We start from the raw sequence: 15,654 nt of genomic DNA on the forward strand, positions 1-15,654 counted from the left end.
GGCTGACGAACTGACCCGCCGCGATTTCGGCGCGGGCCTCGGCGATCGCCGCCGCGTCGTCGGCTTCGTCCACGTCGTCAAAAATGGCCGGTTCTGGCTTCATGCATTTAGCTTAGCACGCTGCCGAACCCAAAGGCAGACCGGAGGCTACGGAAAAGCCCTCAAGTCGCCCCCGTCCTGAGCCTATCGAAGGGCGTGGGCGGATCCGGGACCCGAACCCAGTTCATCAAAAGCCGAACCAACGAAGTTGCCCGCGCCGCAGCCCGCCACTAGGGTGCGCCGGTTCGCTCCGGAGTAGAAATGATCAGTCCACAGGATCTTGAAGGCATGAGCTTCGAGCAGGCCCTGGCCCGGCTCGAGCAGATCGTCGGCGAGCTGGAGTCCGGCAAGGCCGAGCTCGAGCGCTCGATCGAGATCTACGAGGACGGCGCGGCCCTCAAGGCGCACTGCGAGAAGAAGCTCGAAGCCGCCCGCCTGAAGGTCGAGAAGATCGTGCTGGGCCAAGGCGGCGCCGTGAGCGCCGAGGCGGCCGAGTTCAACTGATGGGCCAGGCCTCCTCCCAGATCGGCTACGAGGACTTCGAACGGGTCGATATCCGTATCGGCACCGTCATCGAAGCCGCGCCGTTCCCGGAGGCGCGCAAGCCCGCCTACAGGCTGACCATCGATTTCGGCCCCGAGATCGGCGTCAAGAAGTCCTCGGCCCAGGTCACCAAGCACTACGCCCTGGACGAGCTGATCGGTCGCCGCGTGGCGGCCGTGGTCAATTTTCCGCCGCGCCAGATCGGTCCGGTGATGTCGGAGGTCCTCTGCCTGGGCTTTCCGGACGCCGAGGGCGGCGTGGTGCTGGTCGACGTGGACCGTGACGTTCCCAACGGGGGGAAGCTGTTTTGATCGACCTCGAGAAGCGCATCGTCCAGGCGGCCGACATCGTCACCGTGGCGCTGGACGAGCTGCTGCCGCGGGCCGAGGGGCCCGAGAGCCGGCTGACCGAGGCCATGCGCTACGCGGCGCTGGGGCCCGGCAAGCGGTTGCGGCCGTTCTTCGCGCTGGAAACCGGCAAGATGTTCGACCTGCCCGAGCGGCCGGTGCTGCGGGCCGCCTGCGCCCTGGAGTGCATCCACGCCTACAGCCTGGTGCATGACGACCTGCCGGCCATGGACGACGACGACATGCGTCGCGGCCGTCCCACCGTGCACGTACAATATGACGAGGCCACCGCGATCCTGGCCGGCGACGCCCTGCAGACCGCCGCCTTCGAGATCATGGCCCACCCCGACACCCACGACGACGGCCATGTCCGTTCGGAACTGGTGCGCAAGCTGGCCATCGCCTCGGGCGCCAAGGGCATGTGCGGCGGCCAGATGATCGACCTGCTGGGCGTCCGCGACGACCTGGGGGCCGTGGCCCGCATGCAGCGCCTGAAGACCGGGGCGCTGATCGCCTTCGCCTTCGAGATTCCGCTGATCATCGCCCGGGCCAAGCCGGAAGAGCGCGCCGCCCTGATGGGGTTCGCCCAGGACCTGGGCCTGGCCTACCAGATCGTCGACGACATCCTCGACGCCGAGGGCGACGCGGCGGTGCTGGGCAAGGCGGCCGGCGGCAAGGACGCCGCCAAGGGCAAGGCCAACTACGTCACCCTGCTGGGCCTCGGCGCGGCCAAGGAACGGGTCAATCTGCTGGCCGTGCAAACCAAGTCACATCTCGATATATTCGGTGAGCGGGCCGACCATCTGCGCCGCAGCGTCGATTTCGTGCTGGACCGACGCAACTGACCGCGCTTTCTTCGGACATGTCTCTCGTGACCCCTCTCCTCGACACCGTCTCCTCGCCGGCCGACACGCGCGGCTTTTCCATCGCCGAGCTCAAGCAGCTGGCGAGCGAGGTGCGGGCCGAGACCATCGACGCCGTCTCGGTGACCGGCGGCCATCTGGGCGCCGGCCTCGGCGTGGTCGAGCTGACCGTCGCCCTGCACCATGTGTTCGAGACGCCCAAGGACATCGTCATCTGGGACGTCGGCCACCAGGCCTATCCGCACAAGATCCTCACCGGTCGCCGCGACCGCATCCGCACCCTGCGCCAGGGCGGCGGCCTGTCGGGCTTCACCAAGCGAGCCGAGAGCGAATACGACCCGTTCGGCGCGGCCCACGCGGCCACCTCGATCTCGGCGGCGCTCGGCTTCTGCGCCGCCCGCGACGCCAAGGGCGAAAGCAACAGCGTCATCGCGGTGATCGGCGACGGCTCGATGAGCGCCGGCATGGCCTATGAGGCGATGAACGCGGCGGTCGACACCACCAAGCGCCTGATCGTCATCCTCAACGACAACGACATGTCGATCGCCCCGCCGGTGGGCGGCATGAGCGCCTATCTGGCCAACCTCGTCTCCGGCGGCGCCTACCGCAAGGTGCGCAAGCTGGGCAAGACGGTGGTCGAGAAGCTGCCGTCGCCGATCCGCGACGCGGCCCGCAAGGCCGAGGAATACGCCCGCGGCATGGTCACCGGCGGCACGTTCTTCGAGGAGCTGGGCTTCCACTATGTCGGCCCGATCGACGGCCACGACATGGACGCCCTGGTCTCGGTGCTGAACAACGCCAAGCACTTCGACGAGAAGCCCGTGCTGGTCCACGTCGTCACCCAGAAGGGCAAGGGCTACGCCCCGGCCGAAGGCGCCGACGACAAGCTGCACGCTGTGGTCAAGTTCGACGTGGTCACCGGCCAGCAGCACAAGGCGGCCGCCGGCCCGCCCAGCTACACCAAGGTCTTCGCCCAGGAGCTGATCAAGCACGCGGCGGTCGACGACAAGATCGTCGCCATCACCGCCGCCATGCCCTCGGGCACCGGGCTGGACCTGTTCGGCAAGGCCTATCCGCACCGCACCTTCGACGTCGGCATCGCCGAGCAGCACGCGGTGACCTTCGCCGCCGGCCTGGCCGCCGACGGCATGAAGCCGTTCGCGGCCATCTATTCGACCTTCCTGCAGCGCGGCTACGACCAGGTGGTCCACGACGTGGCCATCCAGCGCCTGCCCGTGCGCTTCGCCATGGACCGCGCCGGCCTGGTCGGGGCCGACGGTCCCACCCACGCCGGCACCTTCGACCTCGGCTTCATGGGCGCGCTGCCCGGCATGGTGCTGATGGCCGCCGCCGACGAGCTGGAGCTGGCCCACATGGTCGCCACGGCCGTCGAGATCGACGACCGCCCCAGCGCTTTCCGCTATCCGCGCGGCGAGGGCCTGGGCCTGACCCTGCCCGACCTGGCCGCCCCCCTGGAGATCGGCAAGGGCCGCATCGTCCGCGAGGGGACCAGCGTCGCCATCGTCTCGCTGGGCACCCGCCTGGCCGAGTGCCTGAAGGCCGCCGACCTGCTGGCGGCGCGCGGCCTGTCGGCAACGGTCGCCGACGCCCGCTTCGCCAAGCCGCTGGACGTCGACATGCTGCTGCGGCTGGCCCGCGAGCACGAGGCGATCATCACGGTCGAGGAAGGCGCCATGGGCGGCTTCGGGGCCTTCGTGCTGCAGGCCCTGGCCCAGCACGGCGCCCTGGACCGCGGCCTGAAGATCCGCACCCTGGTGCTGCCCGACATCTTCCAGGACCAGGACAAGCCCGACGTCATGTACGCCCAGGCCGGCCTCGACGCCGAGGGCATCCTGCGCGGGGCGCTGTCGGCGCTGGGCGTGGACAACGTCAGCGCGGCGGGGCGTAGGGCCTGACGCTCCGATCTCGGAGGATCGCATGAGCGCCGCCGAGGATCAGACCGCCCGCCGCACCGCCCGCTGCTCCTGCGGCGGCCTGACCGTCACGGCGCGGGGCGAACCGGTGCAGGTGAACGCCTGTAGCTGCCTGGCCTGCCAGAGGATGGTCGGTTCAGCCTTCAGCTACACGGCCTTCTATTCCAACGACGCCGTCGCGATCCACGGCGACCATCGGTCCTGGCGCGAGCCGCGCGAGGGCGGCGACGGCCGCTGGCATGAACGCTCGTTCTGTCCAGTCTGCGGTTCGACGGTTTTCGTGCGGCTGGAATACTGGCCGGAGATGACCGGCGTCTCGGTCGGCGGCTTCGGCGACGCGGCCTTCCCGGCGCCGATGGGCTTCTACTGGACGTCCAGCCGCCACGGTTGGCTGGAAACCTCGGGCGTCGAAGAACATCAGGCGCAATAGGGCGCGCTATGCCCCGCAGGCCTTGAAGAACGCCTTCACCTGGCCGCGGTCGGCTGGGGCGGCGGCGATCCCGTGGCGGGTGTCGCCGTTCATCAACGCCAGGTCGCCGGTGCGGCGGAAGTTGCTCAGCACGGGCGTGTCGCGGTCGGTGACCGCCTGCAGCAACGCATCTTCGCCTAGGCCCGGCGCTGTCGTGGCCGGCAGGCGCGTGACCTGTCCGCCGGAACTGACGGTCAGGAGCGGACCGTCGAGGCCGGTGGCGGTCAGGGTGACGCGGCCGGGCGGGGCGGCGCAGGTCATCATCAGCAGCACCTCGTCGCTGTCGGGGCGGCCATAGGCCAGCTTCGGGCCTTCGCCGGGATCCTGCATGTACGCCCAGACATAGCCGGGCACGGTGGCCTGCTGGCTGGCGCAGCCGGCCAGGCCGAGGGCCAGCAGGACGGAAAGGGCGAGACGGTGGGGCATGGAGAAACAACGCCTCCACGCGCCCGGGGTTCACCTCAGCCCAGGCGCCACTCCAGGACGTCGTCGCTGGCCGTGGCCAGGTCGCCCTCCAGCCCGATCGGGAAGGCGTCGGGGTCGGTCAGCCGCGCCAGGGTGGCGGCGTCGCTTGCCGGGACCCGCGCCAAGGCCCTGGAACCGTCACTGACGCGGACGATCGCCACGCCGTGGGTCGGAGCGCCCTCGCGGTCGTAGAGCACCGTGTGGGTCTCCAGCGTCGCCCGGCCGGTCGCGGTCTCGACGAAGGCCGGGACCGGTCCGCGCCGGGCGTCGGCCCGGGCCTGGACGCTGGCGTCCTCCAGCGACCGCGCGCCGTCCGGGGCCGGGCGGTCGGCCAGCACCAGGCCGTGATGCTTGGTGACGAACTCGCCCTGGCCGTAGAGCAAGCCTACGCCTCCGCCGCCCCGCAGCCGCCGGGTCATCGCGGCGGCGGCGTGGGTCATGTAGTCGTTCATCGGCGCCCCGAAGAAGGTCAGGCCGCCGGTCACGGTCGGCGTGACGCCTTCGGCCAGGCCCAGGGTCCGGCGGGCCATCTTCGGCACGCAGGGGAAGCAGCTGTAGAGCTCCAGGGCGTCGAAGCCCTCCAGGCCCCGGGCCATGCCGCCCACGGCCTCCAGCACCGCGTCCTGGGCGGGGGAGGCGTGATAGTGGTCGCGTCGCAGGTAGTCGCCGGGCTCCCGGGCCGCGGCTCCGCCCCAGACGAACACCAGGCGATCCTCGGCGATCCCGGCGGCCCGGGCCTCGGCCAGGCTGGTCAGGATCACCGCCGCGCCCTGGTTGACCGCCATGTTGGCGACCATCAGCTTGGTGTAGGGCCAGGCGATCGGCCGGTTGTCGGGGCGCGGCGTGGTGATCTCGTCCGCGGTGAGGGCGCACTTGAGCCAGGCGTTCGGGTTCGCCGCCGCCACCGCCGAATAGGCCGACCACAGGGCTCCGGACTCGGCCAGGGCCTGGCGCGGCGTCTGGCCCCAGCGGTGGGCGGCGGCGTTCTCGTAGAACGGATAGACGCTGACCGGCAGGAAGACGCCCAGCTTCAGGGCCAGCGGATGGACCTCGATGCGCGGTCCGCCGCCGGTGGCTGGCGGCTTGGGCGTCCAGGGCAGGCCGAACCCGGCGGCGCGGGCCTTGTTGACGCTCCACTGCGCCTCGGCCCCGACCACGGCGGCGACCCGCGCCTCGCCCCGGGCGATGCGCCGGGCGGCTTCGTGCAGGAAGCGGATCGGGCTCTCGCCGCCGACCGGACCGTAGACGGCGCGGGCCGGGGCGATGTCGAGCCGGGCGCACAGTTCGCCCGCCGCGTCGGCGTAGCGCCAGCTCAGCTGGTTGACGACGTCCAGCGAGCCGATCCTGGCCAGGAAGCCGCCGCCCGCGTCGGCGTCGGCCTCGCGCAGGGCCTGGGCCATCAGGGCCAGGGGCTCCAGGGCCTGGCCAAGGTCGCTGGGCCGGTCGACGACCTCGCCGACGCCGACGATGACGGGGATGCTGTCGGCGGGAACGCTCACAGGACGGGCTCTCCGGCGCTTTCGGCGGCCAGGGCCCGCTGGTAGCCGTCCCGGGCCTTCAAGCGCGCCAGGTGGGCGGTGAACGGGGCGGGGAACTTGTCGGCGAAGCCCAGGCTTTCGGCCAGCTTCAGGGCGTAGCCAACCGAGATGTCGGCCATGGTGAAGCGGCCGGCGGCGACGTAGCCGGAGCCGTCGAGCAGTCTGGCCGCGCCCTTCAGCCGCGACAGGAACCACTGCACATAGTCGGCGGCGGCCTGCGGCAGGCGGCGCTCCTCGGGCTCGAACACCGCGTAGCGCAGGTGGATGGTCTGCGGGAAGGTGAGGGTGGCCTCGCCCATGAGCAGGAAATTGAGGTACGCCCCGAACCCCGGCTCGTCGGGGCCCACGGTCAGGTCGCTGGGGCCGTAGCGGCGGGCCAGGTATTCGCAGATCGCCGACGACTCGCTCATCAGCGTCTCGCCGTCGAGCAGGGTCGGCGTCGTGCCCAGCGGGTTGATGTCCAGATAGCCCGGCTCGCGAAACCGGGGCGGGAAGGGCGTCAGCTTGAGCGCGTAGGGCAGGCCCAGCTCCTCCAGGGCCCACAGGGCCCGGAACGAGCGCGCGCCGACGCAGTGATAGAGCGTGATCATCGACCGCCTCCCGTGGGGCTTTCCGCCTTCGTTGCGGGCAGCATCCGACGGAACGCCGCGCGAAGCCATCGTGCCCTTACGTCCGTCACGCCATGGGGATAGATAGGGGAGGCACGGACTCATCGCCGTCGAACGCGACTCGTCGAAAGGCGGGGTCCCCAGAGGGGAAAGTCTTTGAAATCTTGGGAGGGAATGGTGGGCGCAGTAGGATTCGAACCTACGACCCGCTGATTAAGAGTCAGCTGCTCTACCAACTGAGCTATGCGCCCGCGCGGCCCGAAGCAGTGGTTTGCCTCGGCGGCGAGGCGCGGAACATACGCAAAGAATCTTGGAACGCAAGGGACTATTTTTTGGCCAGACGAGACATCAGCGGCGCGGTCGATTTCGCCTATCTGGAAGGGTTCGCGGCCGGCGATTCGACGGTCATCGACGAGGTGCTGGCCCTGTTCCGCGAACAGGCCGCCCTGTGGTCGCCGATGCTGAGCAAGAGCCACCCCGGGTGGGGCGACGCCGTCCACACCGTCAAGGGCGCGGCGCGGGGCGTCGGGGCCTTCGCCCTGGGCGACGTCTGCGAGGGCGCCGAGGCGGGCACCCAGAGCCTGGACGCGGTGCGCAACGCGCTGGACCTGGCCCTGATGGACATCGCCGCCTACGCCCACGAGCGGGCGTTGCGGTCGCTGAAGGGGTAGAGGGGCGTCGGAGCCTACCCCTTCGTGCGGTCCCAGCTGTCGTACTCATAGGCGATGCAGCGGTCGATCAGCGTGCGCCACACCGGCTCGGCGATGGCTTCGGACAGCCCCGATTCGCGGGCGGCGGCCTTGACCTTGTCGACCACGTCCTCGATCCGCGCGCGGTCGAACACCTTGGAGCGGTCGGCCTTGATCCGGGCGGCGGCGTCCATGTAGCCCTGGCGCTCGGTCAGCAGGGCCACCAGGGCCCGGTCCAGGGCGTCCACGCCTTGGCGCACGTCGGCCATGGACTGGCAGTCGCCGGGAACCAGTCGTTCGCCGACCTCGATATTCGTCTTGACCATTTAGCCCTAGATGCCCGCGCCGTTGTCCATGGTGAGGAGCGCCGCTTCGTGCGCGGCGGCCTCGGCCTGCAGCCAGGAAACGAACGCCTTCACCTGCGGCAGCCGCCCCTTGGCCTTGGGGTGGACGACGTAATAGGCGAAGTCCACGGCCGTGGGAATCTCGAATGGGATGACCAGGCGGCCGGCGTCCAGATCGGCCTGGGCCAGGGTCTGCTTGGCGAGCGCGATGCCCCGGCCGTTGGCGGCCGCCTCGATCACCAGGCTGGACTGGTTGAAGCGCGGGCCCCGGGCCCCGTCCACCGACTTGATGCCGCGCGCCGCCAGCCACATGGCCCAGTCGGGGCAGCTGTCGTCGGCGTCGGGCGAGCCGTCGTGCAGCAGGATGTGGCGGTTGAGGTCTTCCGGCGATTCCAAGGGGTTGGTGGCCAGAAGTTCAGGCGAGGCCACAGGAATGACCGTCTCGCTGAGCAGGCGGATGACCTCCAGGCCCGGATAGCGGCCCGAGCCGTAGCGGATGGCCAGATCGACCTCGCCGGCCGCGAAATCCACCACCTCCATGCCGGCCGACAGCCAGACGTCGACCTGGGGCTGGGCCTGTTCGAACTTGCCCAGGCGCGGCACCAGCCATTTGGCGGCGAACGACGGGGCGGCGGTCAGGGTCAGGCGGCGGCCGTCGACGGCGGCGGTCAGCAGGGAGGCGGCCTCGGCCAGGCGGTCGAAGGCCTCGCGCAGGGCGGGCAGGGCGGTCTGGGCGGCGTCGGTCAGCAGCAGGCCCTTGGGCGTGCGCTTGAACAGGGCCGCGCCGACATAGTCCTCGAGGTTCTGGATCTGCTGGCTCACCGCGCCCGGCGTCACCGACAGCTCGTCGGCGGCGCGGCTGAAGTTCAGATGGCGCGCGGCGGCCTCGAACGCACGCAGGGCGTTGAGGGGAGGCAGGCGCCGCCGTTCCGACTGTCTTTCCATGAGTTTTACTGAACGCCCCGGCAGAAGACCTTGTTTGCGAAGTGGCCCGGTCGCGACCAATTTGCAAGCGTTCGCTGATGGATCGGCCCTTTTCATCGGCGAACGCGAGCGGGGCGGACCCTAGGGTTCGCCCCGCAATGCATTGGGTTCAACCGGTTTGGCCGAGGGGTCGGACCGGCGTTTTGTCGATGGCGTCTGGCTTATAGAGGACCTGAATCATGGCTCGGCCCCCGGTCCGATCCGCCTCCGCCCGCTCCGCCCCTGGCCTCGTCGTGCTCGGCGGCGGCGAGAGCGTCCGCGCGCCTGGCCGTGTCACCCTGGTCGGGGCCGGCCCCGGCGATCCCGAACTGCTGACCATCAAGGCCCTGAAGGCGCTGCGGGCCGCCGACGTCATCGTTCATGACGGCCTGGTCTCCGACGAGATTCTCGACCTGGCGCCCGAGGCGGCGCGGCGGATCAACGTCGCCAAGCGCAAGTCGCGCCACACCCTGCCGCAGGACGACATCAACCAGCTGCTGGTGGCCCTGGCCCTGGACGGCCTGACCGTCGTGCGGCTGAAGGGCGGCGACCCGTTCCTGTTCGGCCGCGGCGGCGAGGAACTGGCCGCCTGCCGCGAGGCCGGCGTCGACTGCTCGGTAATTCCCGGCGTCACCGCCGCCCTGGCCGCCTCGGCCGGGGCCGGCGCGCCCCTGACCCATCGCGGCAGCGCCCAGGCCGTGACCTTCGTCACCGGCCACGCCGCCCCCCAAAACGGAGAGATGGGTGAGCCCGATTTGGACTGGGCCGCCCTGGCGCGCCCGAACCAGACCGTCGTGGTCTATATGGGCGTCAGCACCGCCGCTCTGATCTCCGAGCGTCTGAGCGCCGCCGGCCGCGCGGGCTCGACCCCGGCCCTGATCGTCGAGAACGCCAGCCGTTCCGACGAACGCCGTATCCTCACCACGCTGGCCGAGCTGGCCGTCGCCGCCGAGGGCCTGAAGGGTCCGGCGCTGCTGATGGTCGGCGAGGCCATGGCGATGGCCGCCATCGACGTGCCGGAAGACCGCAACCTTACCAAGGATGAGGTCTCCTTTTCCCCAGTCCACCGCGTGAGCCCCCAATGAAAGCCATCACCGCCAATCGCCTGACCGACGGTGAGGTCGTGTTCTGGAAGGCCGGCGCCTGGGTCGACGGCTTCGGCGACGCCCAACTGTTCGACGAGACGCAGGACGCCGACGTCGAGGCCGCCGTCGCGACCGCCAAGGCCCAATCGACCGTCATCGTCGATCCCTATCCGATCGACCTGGCTCCGGTCGACGGCGGCCTCGCGCCCGTCAGCTACCGCGAACGCATCCGGGCCCTGGGCCCCACCAACGAACCCACCCACGGCAAGCAGGCCGTCGGCGGCGAGGTGATCGAGGCGCTGCGCCATGCCCACGGCGCGGCCCGCTCGACCGGCCGCGTCGACCTGATCCGCAGGAAGTAAGCCGCATGTATCAGTACGACGTCATCGACCGCGAGTTCCTGACCGACCGCTCCAACGAGTTCCGGCACCAGGTGGCCCGCCGCCTGGCCGGCGAGCTGACCGAGGACCAGTTCAAGCCGCTGCGGCTGATGAACGGCCTCTACCTGCAGCTCCACGCCTACATGCTGCGGGTGGCCATCCCCTACGGCTCGCTCAATTCGCGCCAGGCCCGCCGCCTGGCCTGGATCGCCCGCACCTACGACAAGAACTACGGGCACATGACCACCCGCCAGAACGTCCAGTTCAACTGGGTGAAGCTGAAGGACACGCCCGACATCCTCGACGCCCTGGCCGAGGTCGACCTGCACGCCATCCAGACCAGCGGCAACTGCATCCGCAACGTCACCGCCGACCCCTATGCCGGCGCCACGGCCGAGGAGATCGACGACCCGCGCGTCTGGTCGGAGGTGCTGCGCCAGTGGTCGACCCTGCACCCGGAATTCAGCTTCCTGCCGCGCAAGTTCAAGATCGCCATCACCGGGGCCCTGACCGACCGCGCCGCCGTGAAGGTCCACGACATCGGCCTGATCCTGCGTCACGGCCGAGACGGCGCGATCGGCTTCGAAGTGATCGTCGGCGGCGGCCAGGGGCGCACGCCCTATGTCGGCCCGACCATCAAACAGTTCCTGCCGGCCGAGCGCCTGCTGAGCTATGTCGAGGCGATCCTGCGCGTCTACAACCGCCACGGCCGCCGCGACAACATCTACAAGGCCCGCATCAAGATCCTGGTCGCCGCCCTGGGCGCCGAGGAGTTCGGCCGCCAGGTCGAGGAGGAGTGGGGCAAGATCGACGCCGCCCGCGCCGACCTGCCGGCCGCCGAGCTGGCCCGCATCCGCGCGTCCTTCGCCCAAACGAACTTCGAGACCCTGCCGGACGTGTCGGAAGCCTTCGAGGCGGCCCGCGCCGCCAGCCCGGCCCTGCAACGCTTCGTCCGCAACAACGTCAAGCCGCACAAGCAGCCGGGCTACGCCATCGTCGAGGTGTCGCTGAAGGCCATCGGCCAGACCCCGGGCGACGCCACCGCCGAGCAACTGGACGTGGTCGCCGACCTGGCCGAACGCTACAGCCTGGACGACCTGCGCGTCACCCACGCCCAGAACCTGGTCCTGCCGCACGTCAAGCTGGACGACCTGCCGGCCGTGCACGCGGCCCTGGCGCAGGCCAACCTGGCGACGGCCAATATCGACCTGGCCAGCGACATCATCGCCTGCCCGGGCCTGGACTACTGCGCCCTGGCCAACGCCCGCGCCATCCCGATCGCCCAGGACATCGCCGCCAAGTTCGCCGACCCGGACCGGGCTGAGAAGATCGGCGAGCTGAAGATCAAGATCAGCGGCTGCATCAACGCCTGCGGCCACCACCACGTGGCCCACATCGGCATCCTGGGCGTCGATAAGAAGGGCGAGGAGTTCTACCAGCTGTCGCTGGGCGGCTCGGGGGCGGAGGACGCCAGCATCGGCCGGATCCTCGGCCCGGGCCTGTCGGCCGACAAGGTCGCCCCGGCCATCGACTCCCTGGTCGAGGCCTATCTTTCGATCCGCACCGGCGAGGAGCGCTTCCTCGACACCTATCGCCGCGTCGGTCTCGAACCCTTCAAGGAGGCGGTCTATGCCCAGGCTGATTAAGCTTGCCGGAGCCACGGCCGAATGGGCCGAGGACGGTTTCACCCACGTGGCCGACGACGACGCGCTGCCCGAGGGCGACGTGATCCTGTCCCTGGCCCGCTTCCAGGCCGAGGGCGAGATCCTGCTGTCGAACAGCCGCCGGGTCGGCGTGCGCATCGAGTCCGACCAGGAGGTCGAGGCCCTGGCCTATGACCTGCCGCGCCTGGCGGTGGTGGCCCTGGCCTTCCCGAAATACCGCGATGGCCGCGCCTACACCTCGGCCCGCCTGCTGCGCGAGCGCCTGGGCTTCACCGGCGAGGTGAGGGCGGTCGGCGACGTGCTGCAGGAGCAGGCCGGTTTCATGGTCCGCTGCGGCTTCGACGCCTTCGAGCCCAATGACGGCGCGTCGCCCGAGGCCTGGACCAAGGCCGCCCATCGCTTCCGCCACGTCTATCAGCGCGCCGCCGACGACCGACTGGTGGCGTTCGAGGAAAGGGCCCTCTGATGGCCTACGACCAGACCGCGACCCAGCTGAAGCCGACAGTCCCTGACCTGGCCGCCAGCCTGGTCGCGCGGCTGGACGCCGAACTGCGCGACGCCCATCCGCTGACCATCCTGCGCAAGGCCTACGAAACCTTTAGCGACAAGCTGGCCCTGGTCTCGTCGTTCGGGGCGGAGTCGGCGGTGCTGCTGCACCTGGCCGCCCAGGTGTCGAAGGACATCCCGGTGCTGTTCCTCGACACCGGCATGCTGTTTGGCCAGACCCTGGACTACCGCAAGGGCCTGGCCGCGACCTTGGGCCTGACCCAGGTGCGCGACCTGCGCCCGGCCTTCGCCGACCTCGCGGTCACCGACCCGAAATCCGACCTCTGGCGCACCGACACCGACGCCTGCTGCCACATCCGCAAGGTGCTGCCGCTGGACCGCGCCCTGGGCGAGTTCGACGGCTGGATCACCGGCCGCAAGCGCTTCCACGGCGGCGACCGCCTGCGCCTGGCGGTGGTCGAGGCGTCGGACGGCAAGATCAAGTTCAACCCCCTGGCCAACTGGGGCAAGGCCGAGCTCGACGCCTATGTCGCCGAGCACGACCTGCCGGCCCATCCGCTGGTCAGCCAAGGCTTCCCGTCGGTGGGCTGCTGGCCCTGCACCAAGCCGGTCGACGACCCGAACGCCGACGTGCGGGCCGGGCGCTGGGCGGGACAGGACAAGACGGAATGCGGCATCCACGTCGCCCGGGCCCCGGGCGCGGCGCCGAACGTGGGCGAGGGGATCTAGGGGGCGTCCGACTTGCCCCCACCTGACGGCTTCGCCGTCTGTCCGCCCCCATAGGGGGCGGAGTTCGCGGCTCTTCCCCCCTATGGGGGAGGAGCGCCATAGGCGCGGAGGGGGCAAGTGCGGTGAGCCGACCTTGTCGGCCGCGAACCCGCTACTCCGGCGGGCAGCCCTTGAACTCGCCGACCTTGGTCACCGAGAGCGTCGCCAGGTTCAGGTTCATCAGCGGCTTCATCGAAGACGCGCCCTGGCCGCTGAACAGGTCCAGCTTGTTGCCCTTGATCGCCCCGCCGATGTCGGAGGCGTACCAATAGCCGTCGTGCTTCTCGCCGTTGGGCATCGGCAGGCCGACGGTTTCCTTGATGAACACCACGGTGCGGCGCGGGATCACGGTCTTGTCGACCGCCAGGGTGCGCATCGCCACCACCTTGCAGCCCAGGCTGTCCAGGGCGCGGATGCCCTTGGCGCCGGCGTGGTAGAGCGTGGCCTTCATCTTGTACTCGACCGAGCCGGGCATGGTGCCCGTCAGGGCGCCGGTGATCAGGTCGCCCAGCGGATCGCTACGGGCGGAATCGGTGTCGGCGGCCAGGGCGGGGAGGGCGATGGACATGGCCGCGACGGCCAGAAATCCCGCAAACGTGCGTCGCATCGAGGGGTACCTCTTATCGGCGTAGAGTGTCGGTCGGCGGCCTGATTACTAAGATCACGGCCCCGTGACAACCTATTCAGAGGCGACCTGATGTCGCGACACGCGCATCGCGACAGCGCTCGCCGCCATCGCGCGGCGGGCATCCGGGTTCCCCGGCGCCCGCAAAGCCGCCTCTGGCAAGGTCTCGTGTGCTGACGCTTGGCGCCTGTTCGCGCCCGACCCTGGCGAAGACTGTCGAGGTGTCCTAAACCCGGATTGCCCGCGAATGCGGCGCCTTTTTCCGGCCTTCGGTCGGGTCGAGACGTCGGAATCGCCGATCGCGAGTCGCGGGCGATCATTGCCGTGGAGCGCCCATGAAGCCGTCCGTCCGTCTGTCCGTCTCCCTGGCGGTGGTCGCCGCCATCGTCGCGCCGTCGAGCTCGGCCCTGGCCTGGGGCGCCTGGGGGCACCGCCTGGTCGGGGTGGTCGCCGCCGAGAGCCTGCCCAGCGACGTGCCGGCCTTCCTGCGCACCCCGCAGGCCGTCGCCGCGATCGGCGAGTACGCCCGCGAGCCCGACCGCTGGAAAGGCTCGGGCAAGATCCACGACACCGACCGCGACGCCGCCCACTTCCTGGATCTCGACGACCAGGGCCTGATGTACGGCGGGCCGAAGTTCACGGTCGAGACCCTGCCGCCCACCCGCGCCGACTATGAGACGGCCCTGCGCGCCGTCGGCCAGGACAGCTGGAAGGCCGGCTACCTGCCCTATTCGATCATCGACGGCTATCAGCAGCTGGTGAAGGACTTCACCTACTGGCGCATCCTCCAGGCGGTCTCCAGGACCGAGAAGGACAAGACCCGAAAGGCCTACTACGTCGCCGACCTGAAGCGTCGCGAGGAGTTGCTGGTGCGCGACCTGGGTGTCTGGGCCCACTATGTCGGCGACGCCAGCCAGCCGCTGCACGTCAGCGTGCACTACAACGGCTGGGGTGATTACCCCAATCCGAACGGCTACACCCAGAGCCGGGCCACCCACGGCAATTTCGAGGGGCCGCTGGTCAAGGCGGTGGCCGTCAACGCCGACGTCAAGACGCTGGTTCCGGCCTATGTCGACTGCAAGTGCTCGATCGAGACGCGGACGGTGAGCTACCTGACCACCACCGGGACCTTCGTGGAGCCGCTGTACAAGCTGGAGAAGGAGGGTGGCCTGGTCGCCGCCGACCCGCGCGCCAAGGCCTTCGTGGACGAGCGCCTGGCGGCCGGCGCGACCGCGCTGCGCGACATGGTCGTCGACGCCTGGCGCGCCAGCGCCGACGGCAAGATCGGCTATCGCCCCGAGACCTCCGTCGCCGACGTGGTGTCGGGCAAGGCCGATCCGTGGATCGACCTCTACGGCAAGGACTGACCGCGTGCTGGCGTTTGACGCGCCGACGCCCGGCCTGGAATACAAGAACCGTTGGGCCGCCTTCGGCATCGCCGAGGGGCGGGACGGCAGGATCGCCCTGGTCGAGGTGCGCAAGCCCGGCCGGCCGCCCTATTTCGACCTGCCCGGCGGCGCGGTCGACGGCGGCGAGGACGAGCAGGCCGCGATCGTCCGCGAGTTCGGCGAGGAGACCGGCCTGGTGGTCGAGGTCGGCCATCACATCGTCGAGATCAGCCAGCCCTTCGTGCGGTCCAACGGCCAGCCGCTACGCAACTTCGGCGGCGTCTATGCGGTGACGGTGAAGGGCGAGCGGCCCGAACTGAAGGTCGAGGACGACCACGCCCTGGTGTGGCTGGATCCCCGTGACGCCGTGGTGGCCCTGCGCCACGACGGCCACGCCTGGGCGGTGGCGGCGTGGCTGCGGCGGGGCCTGTAGAC

General features: G+C 70.1%; 19 protein-coding genes and 1 tRNA gene. 13 read left to right on the forward strand and 7 right to left on the reverse strand.

All coding sequences use genetic code 11. From position 1 onward, the window contains the following. The first annotated feature begins 300 nt into the window (after positions 1 to 300). From PMI01_RS13855 to PMI01_RS13875, 5 genes are read left to right on the forward strand one after another with little or no spacing between them, the layout of a single operon-like run. Positions 301 to 543, forward strand: a complete 243-nt coding sequence (locus tag PMI01_RS13855; protein WP_012287341.1) for an exodeoxyribonuclease VII small subunit — start codon at positions 301 to 303, stop codon at positions 541 to 543. Next, positions 543 to 893, forward strand: a complete 351-nt coding sequence (locus tag PMI01_RS13860; protein WP_007669677.1) for a tRNA-binding protein — start codon at positions 543 to 545, stop codon at positions 891 to 893. The genes PMI01_RS13855 and PMI01_RS13860 overlap by 1 nt, the downstream gene beginning before the upstream one ends. Continuing rightward, on the forward strand, positions 890 to 1,774 hold the full coding sequence (locus PMI01_RS13865; protein ID WP_007669679.1) for a polyprenyl synthetase family protein: 885 nt from the start codon (positions 890 to 892) through the stop codon (positions 1,772 to 1,774). Before PMI01_RS13860 ends, PMI01_RS13865 begins: the two co-directional genes overlap by 4 nt. Positions 1,775 to 1,791: 17 nt before the next feature. Continuing rightward, a complete protein-coding gene (dxs, locus tag PMI01_RS13870) occupies positions 1,792 to 3,708 on the forward strand; it encodes a 1-deoxy-D-xylulose-5-phosphate synthase (RefSeq protein ID WP_007669682.1) in 1,917 nt (638 codons plus the stop codon). A 22-nt stretch (positions 3,709 to 3,730) separates the two neighbouring features. After that, complete coding sequence (locus tag PMI01_RS13875) at positions 3,731 to 4,156, forward strand: GFA family protein (protein ID WP_007669685.1); 426 nt, start codon at positions 3,731 to 3,733, stop codon at positions 4,154 to 4,156. Between the two features lie 6 nt (positions 4,157 to 4,162). Here the strand turns inward: PMI01_RS13875 and PMI01_RS13880 are convergent, their stop codons facing one another. The 4 genes from PMI01_RS13880 to PMI01_RS13895 form a co-directional block, all read right to left on the reverse strand. Beyond that, positions 4,163 to 4,621, reverse strand: coding sequence for a hypothetical protein (locus PMI01_RS13880; RefSeq protein WP_007669687.1), 459 nt, complete (start codon positions 4,619 to 4,621; stop codon positions 4,163 to 4,165). 35 nt (positions 4,622 to 4,656) lie between these two features. Further along, positions 4,657 to 6,159, reverse strand: coding sequence for an acetyl-CoA acetyltransferase (locus PMI01_RS13885; protein WP_007669689.1), 1,503 nt, complete (start codon positions 6,157 to 6,159; stop codon positions 4,657 to 4,659). Beyond that, positions 6,156 to 6,788 carry a glutathione S-transferase family protein gene (locus tag PMI01_RS13890; protein ID WP_007669691.1) on the reverse strand — a complete coding sequence of 211 codons (633 nt, stop codon included), beginning with the start codon at positions 6,786 to 6,788 and terminating at the stop codon, positions 6,156 to 6,158. Before PMI01_RS13890 ends, PMI01_RS13885 begins: the two co-directional genes overlap by 4 nt. A gap of 193 nt (positions 6,789 to 6,981) precedes the next feature. Next, positions 6,982 to 7,057, reverse strand: a tRNA-Lys gene (locus tag PMI01_RS13895). An 81-nt stretch (positions 7,058 to 7,138) separates the two neighbouring features. Here PMI01_RS13895 and PMI01_RS13900 point away from each other — a divergent pair. Beyond that, positions 7,139 to 7,477 carry an Hpt domain-containing protein gene (locus PMI01_RS13900; protein ID WP_007669692.1) on the forward strand — a complete coding sequence of 113 codons (339 nt, stop codon included), beginning with the start codon at positions 7,139 to 7,141 and terminating at the stop codon, positions 7,475 to 7,477. Positions 7,478 to 7,491: 14 nt separating this feature from the next. Here PMI01_RS13900 and PMI01_RS13905 read toward each other — a convergent pair whose 3' ends face one another. Both PMI01_RS13905 and gcvA read right to left on the reverse strand, forming a co-directional pair. Next, complete coding sequence (locus tag PMI01_RS13905; protein ID WP_007669693.1) at positions 7,492 to 7,821, reverse strand: chorismate mutase; 330 nt, start codon at positions 7,819 to 7,821, stop codon at positions 7,492 to 7,494. Positions 7,822 to 7,827: 6 nt separating this feature from the next. Continuing rightward, on the reverse strand, positions 7,828 to 8,784 hold the full coding sequence (gene gcvA / locus PMI01_RS13910) for a transcriptional regulator GcvA (protein ID WP_007669695.1): 957 nt from the start codon (positions 8,782 to 8,784) through the stop codon (positions 7,828 to 7,830). A gap of 218 nt (positions 8,785 to 9,002) precedes the next feature. On the opposite strand from gcvA, the gene cobA reads away from it, so the two are divergent. The 5 genes from cobA to PMI01_RS13935 are packed head-to-tail and all read left to right on the forward strand — an operon-like array spanning position 9,003 to position 13,167. Then, a complete protein-coding gene (gene cobA / locus PMI01_RS13915) occupies positions 9,003 to 9,887 on the forward strand; it encodes a uroporphyrinogen-III C-methyltransferase (RefSeq protein ID WP_007669697.1) in 885 nt (294 codons plus the stop codon). Beyond that, positions 9,884 to 10,249, forward strand: coding sequence for a DUF2849 domain-containing protein (locus tag PMI01_RS13920; RefSeq protein WP_007669699.1), 366 nt, complete (start codon positions 9,884 to 9,886; stop codon positions 10,247 to 10,249). Before cobA ends, PMI01_RS13920 begins: the two co-directional genes overlap by 4 nt. Before the next feature lie 5 nt (positions 10,250 to 10,254). Then, positions 10,255 to 11,913, forward strand: a complete 1,659-nt coding sequence (locus tag PMI01_RS13925; RefSeq protein ID WP_007669701.1) for a nitrite/sulfite reductase — start codon at positions 10,255 to 10,257, stop codon at positions 11,911 to 11,913. Next, entirely contained in the window at positions 11,897 to 12,397 is a 501-nt protein-coding gene (locus PMI01_RS13930; RefSeq protein ID WP_007669703.1) for a DUF934 domain-containing protein, read from the forward strand. Before PMI01_RS13925 ends, PMI01_RS13930 begins: the two co-directional genes overlap by 17 nt. After that, positions 12,397 to 13,167, forward strand: coding sequence for a phosphoadenylyl-sulfate reductase (locus PMI01_RS13935; protein ID WP_007669705.1), 771 nt, complete (start codon positions 12,397 to 12,399; stop codon positions 13,165 to 13,167). The genes PMI01_RS13930 and PMI01_RS13935 overlap by 1 nt, the downstream gene beginning before the upstream one ends. 151 nt (positions 13,168 to 13,318) lie before the next feature. Here PMI01_RS13935 and PMI01_RS13940 read toward each other — a convergent pair whose 3' ends face one another. Next, positions 13,319 to 13,813 (reverse strand): 3D domain-containing protein, encoded by a 495-nt coding sequence (locus PMI01_RS13940; RefSeq protein WP_007669707.1) that lies wholly within the window; start codon positions 13,811 to 13,813, stop codon positions 13,319 to 13,321. A gap of 353 nt (positions 13,814 to 14,166) precedes the next feature. Here PMI01_RS13940 and PMI01_RS13945 point away from each other — a divergent pair, with 353 nt between their 5' ends. Continuing rightward, positions 14,167 to 15,198, forward strand: coding sequence for a hypothetical protein (locus PMI01_RS13945; RefSeq protein WP_007669709.1), 1,032 nt, complete (start codon positions 14,167 to 14,169; stop codon positions 15,196 to 15,198). Positions 15,199 to 15,202: 4 nt separating this feature from the next. Next, positions 15,203 to 15,652 (forward strand): NUDIX domain-containing protein, encoded by a 450-nt coding sequence (locus tag PMI01_RS13950; protein ID WP_007669710.1) that lies wholly within the window; start codon positions 15,203 to 15,205, stop codon positions 15,650 to 15,652. Positions 15,653 to 15,654 lie beyond the last annotated feature (2 nt).

Origin of the sequence: Caulobacter sp. AP07 (assembly GCF_000281955.1) — a bacterium.
Classification (GTDB): domain Bacteria; phylum Pseudomonadota; class Alphaproteobacteria; order Caulobacterales; family Caulobacteraceae; genus Caulobacter.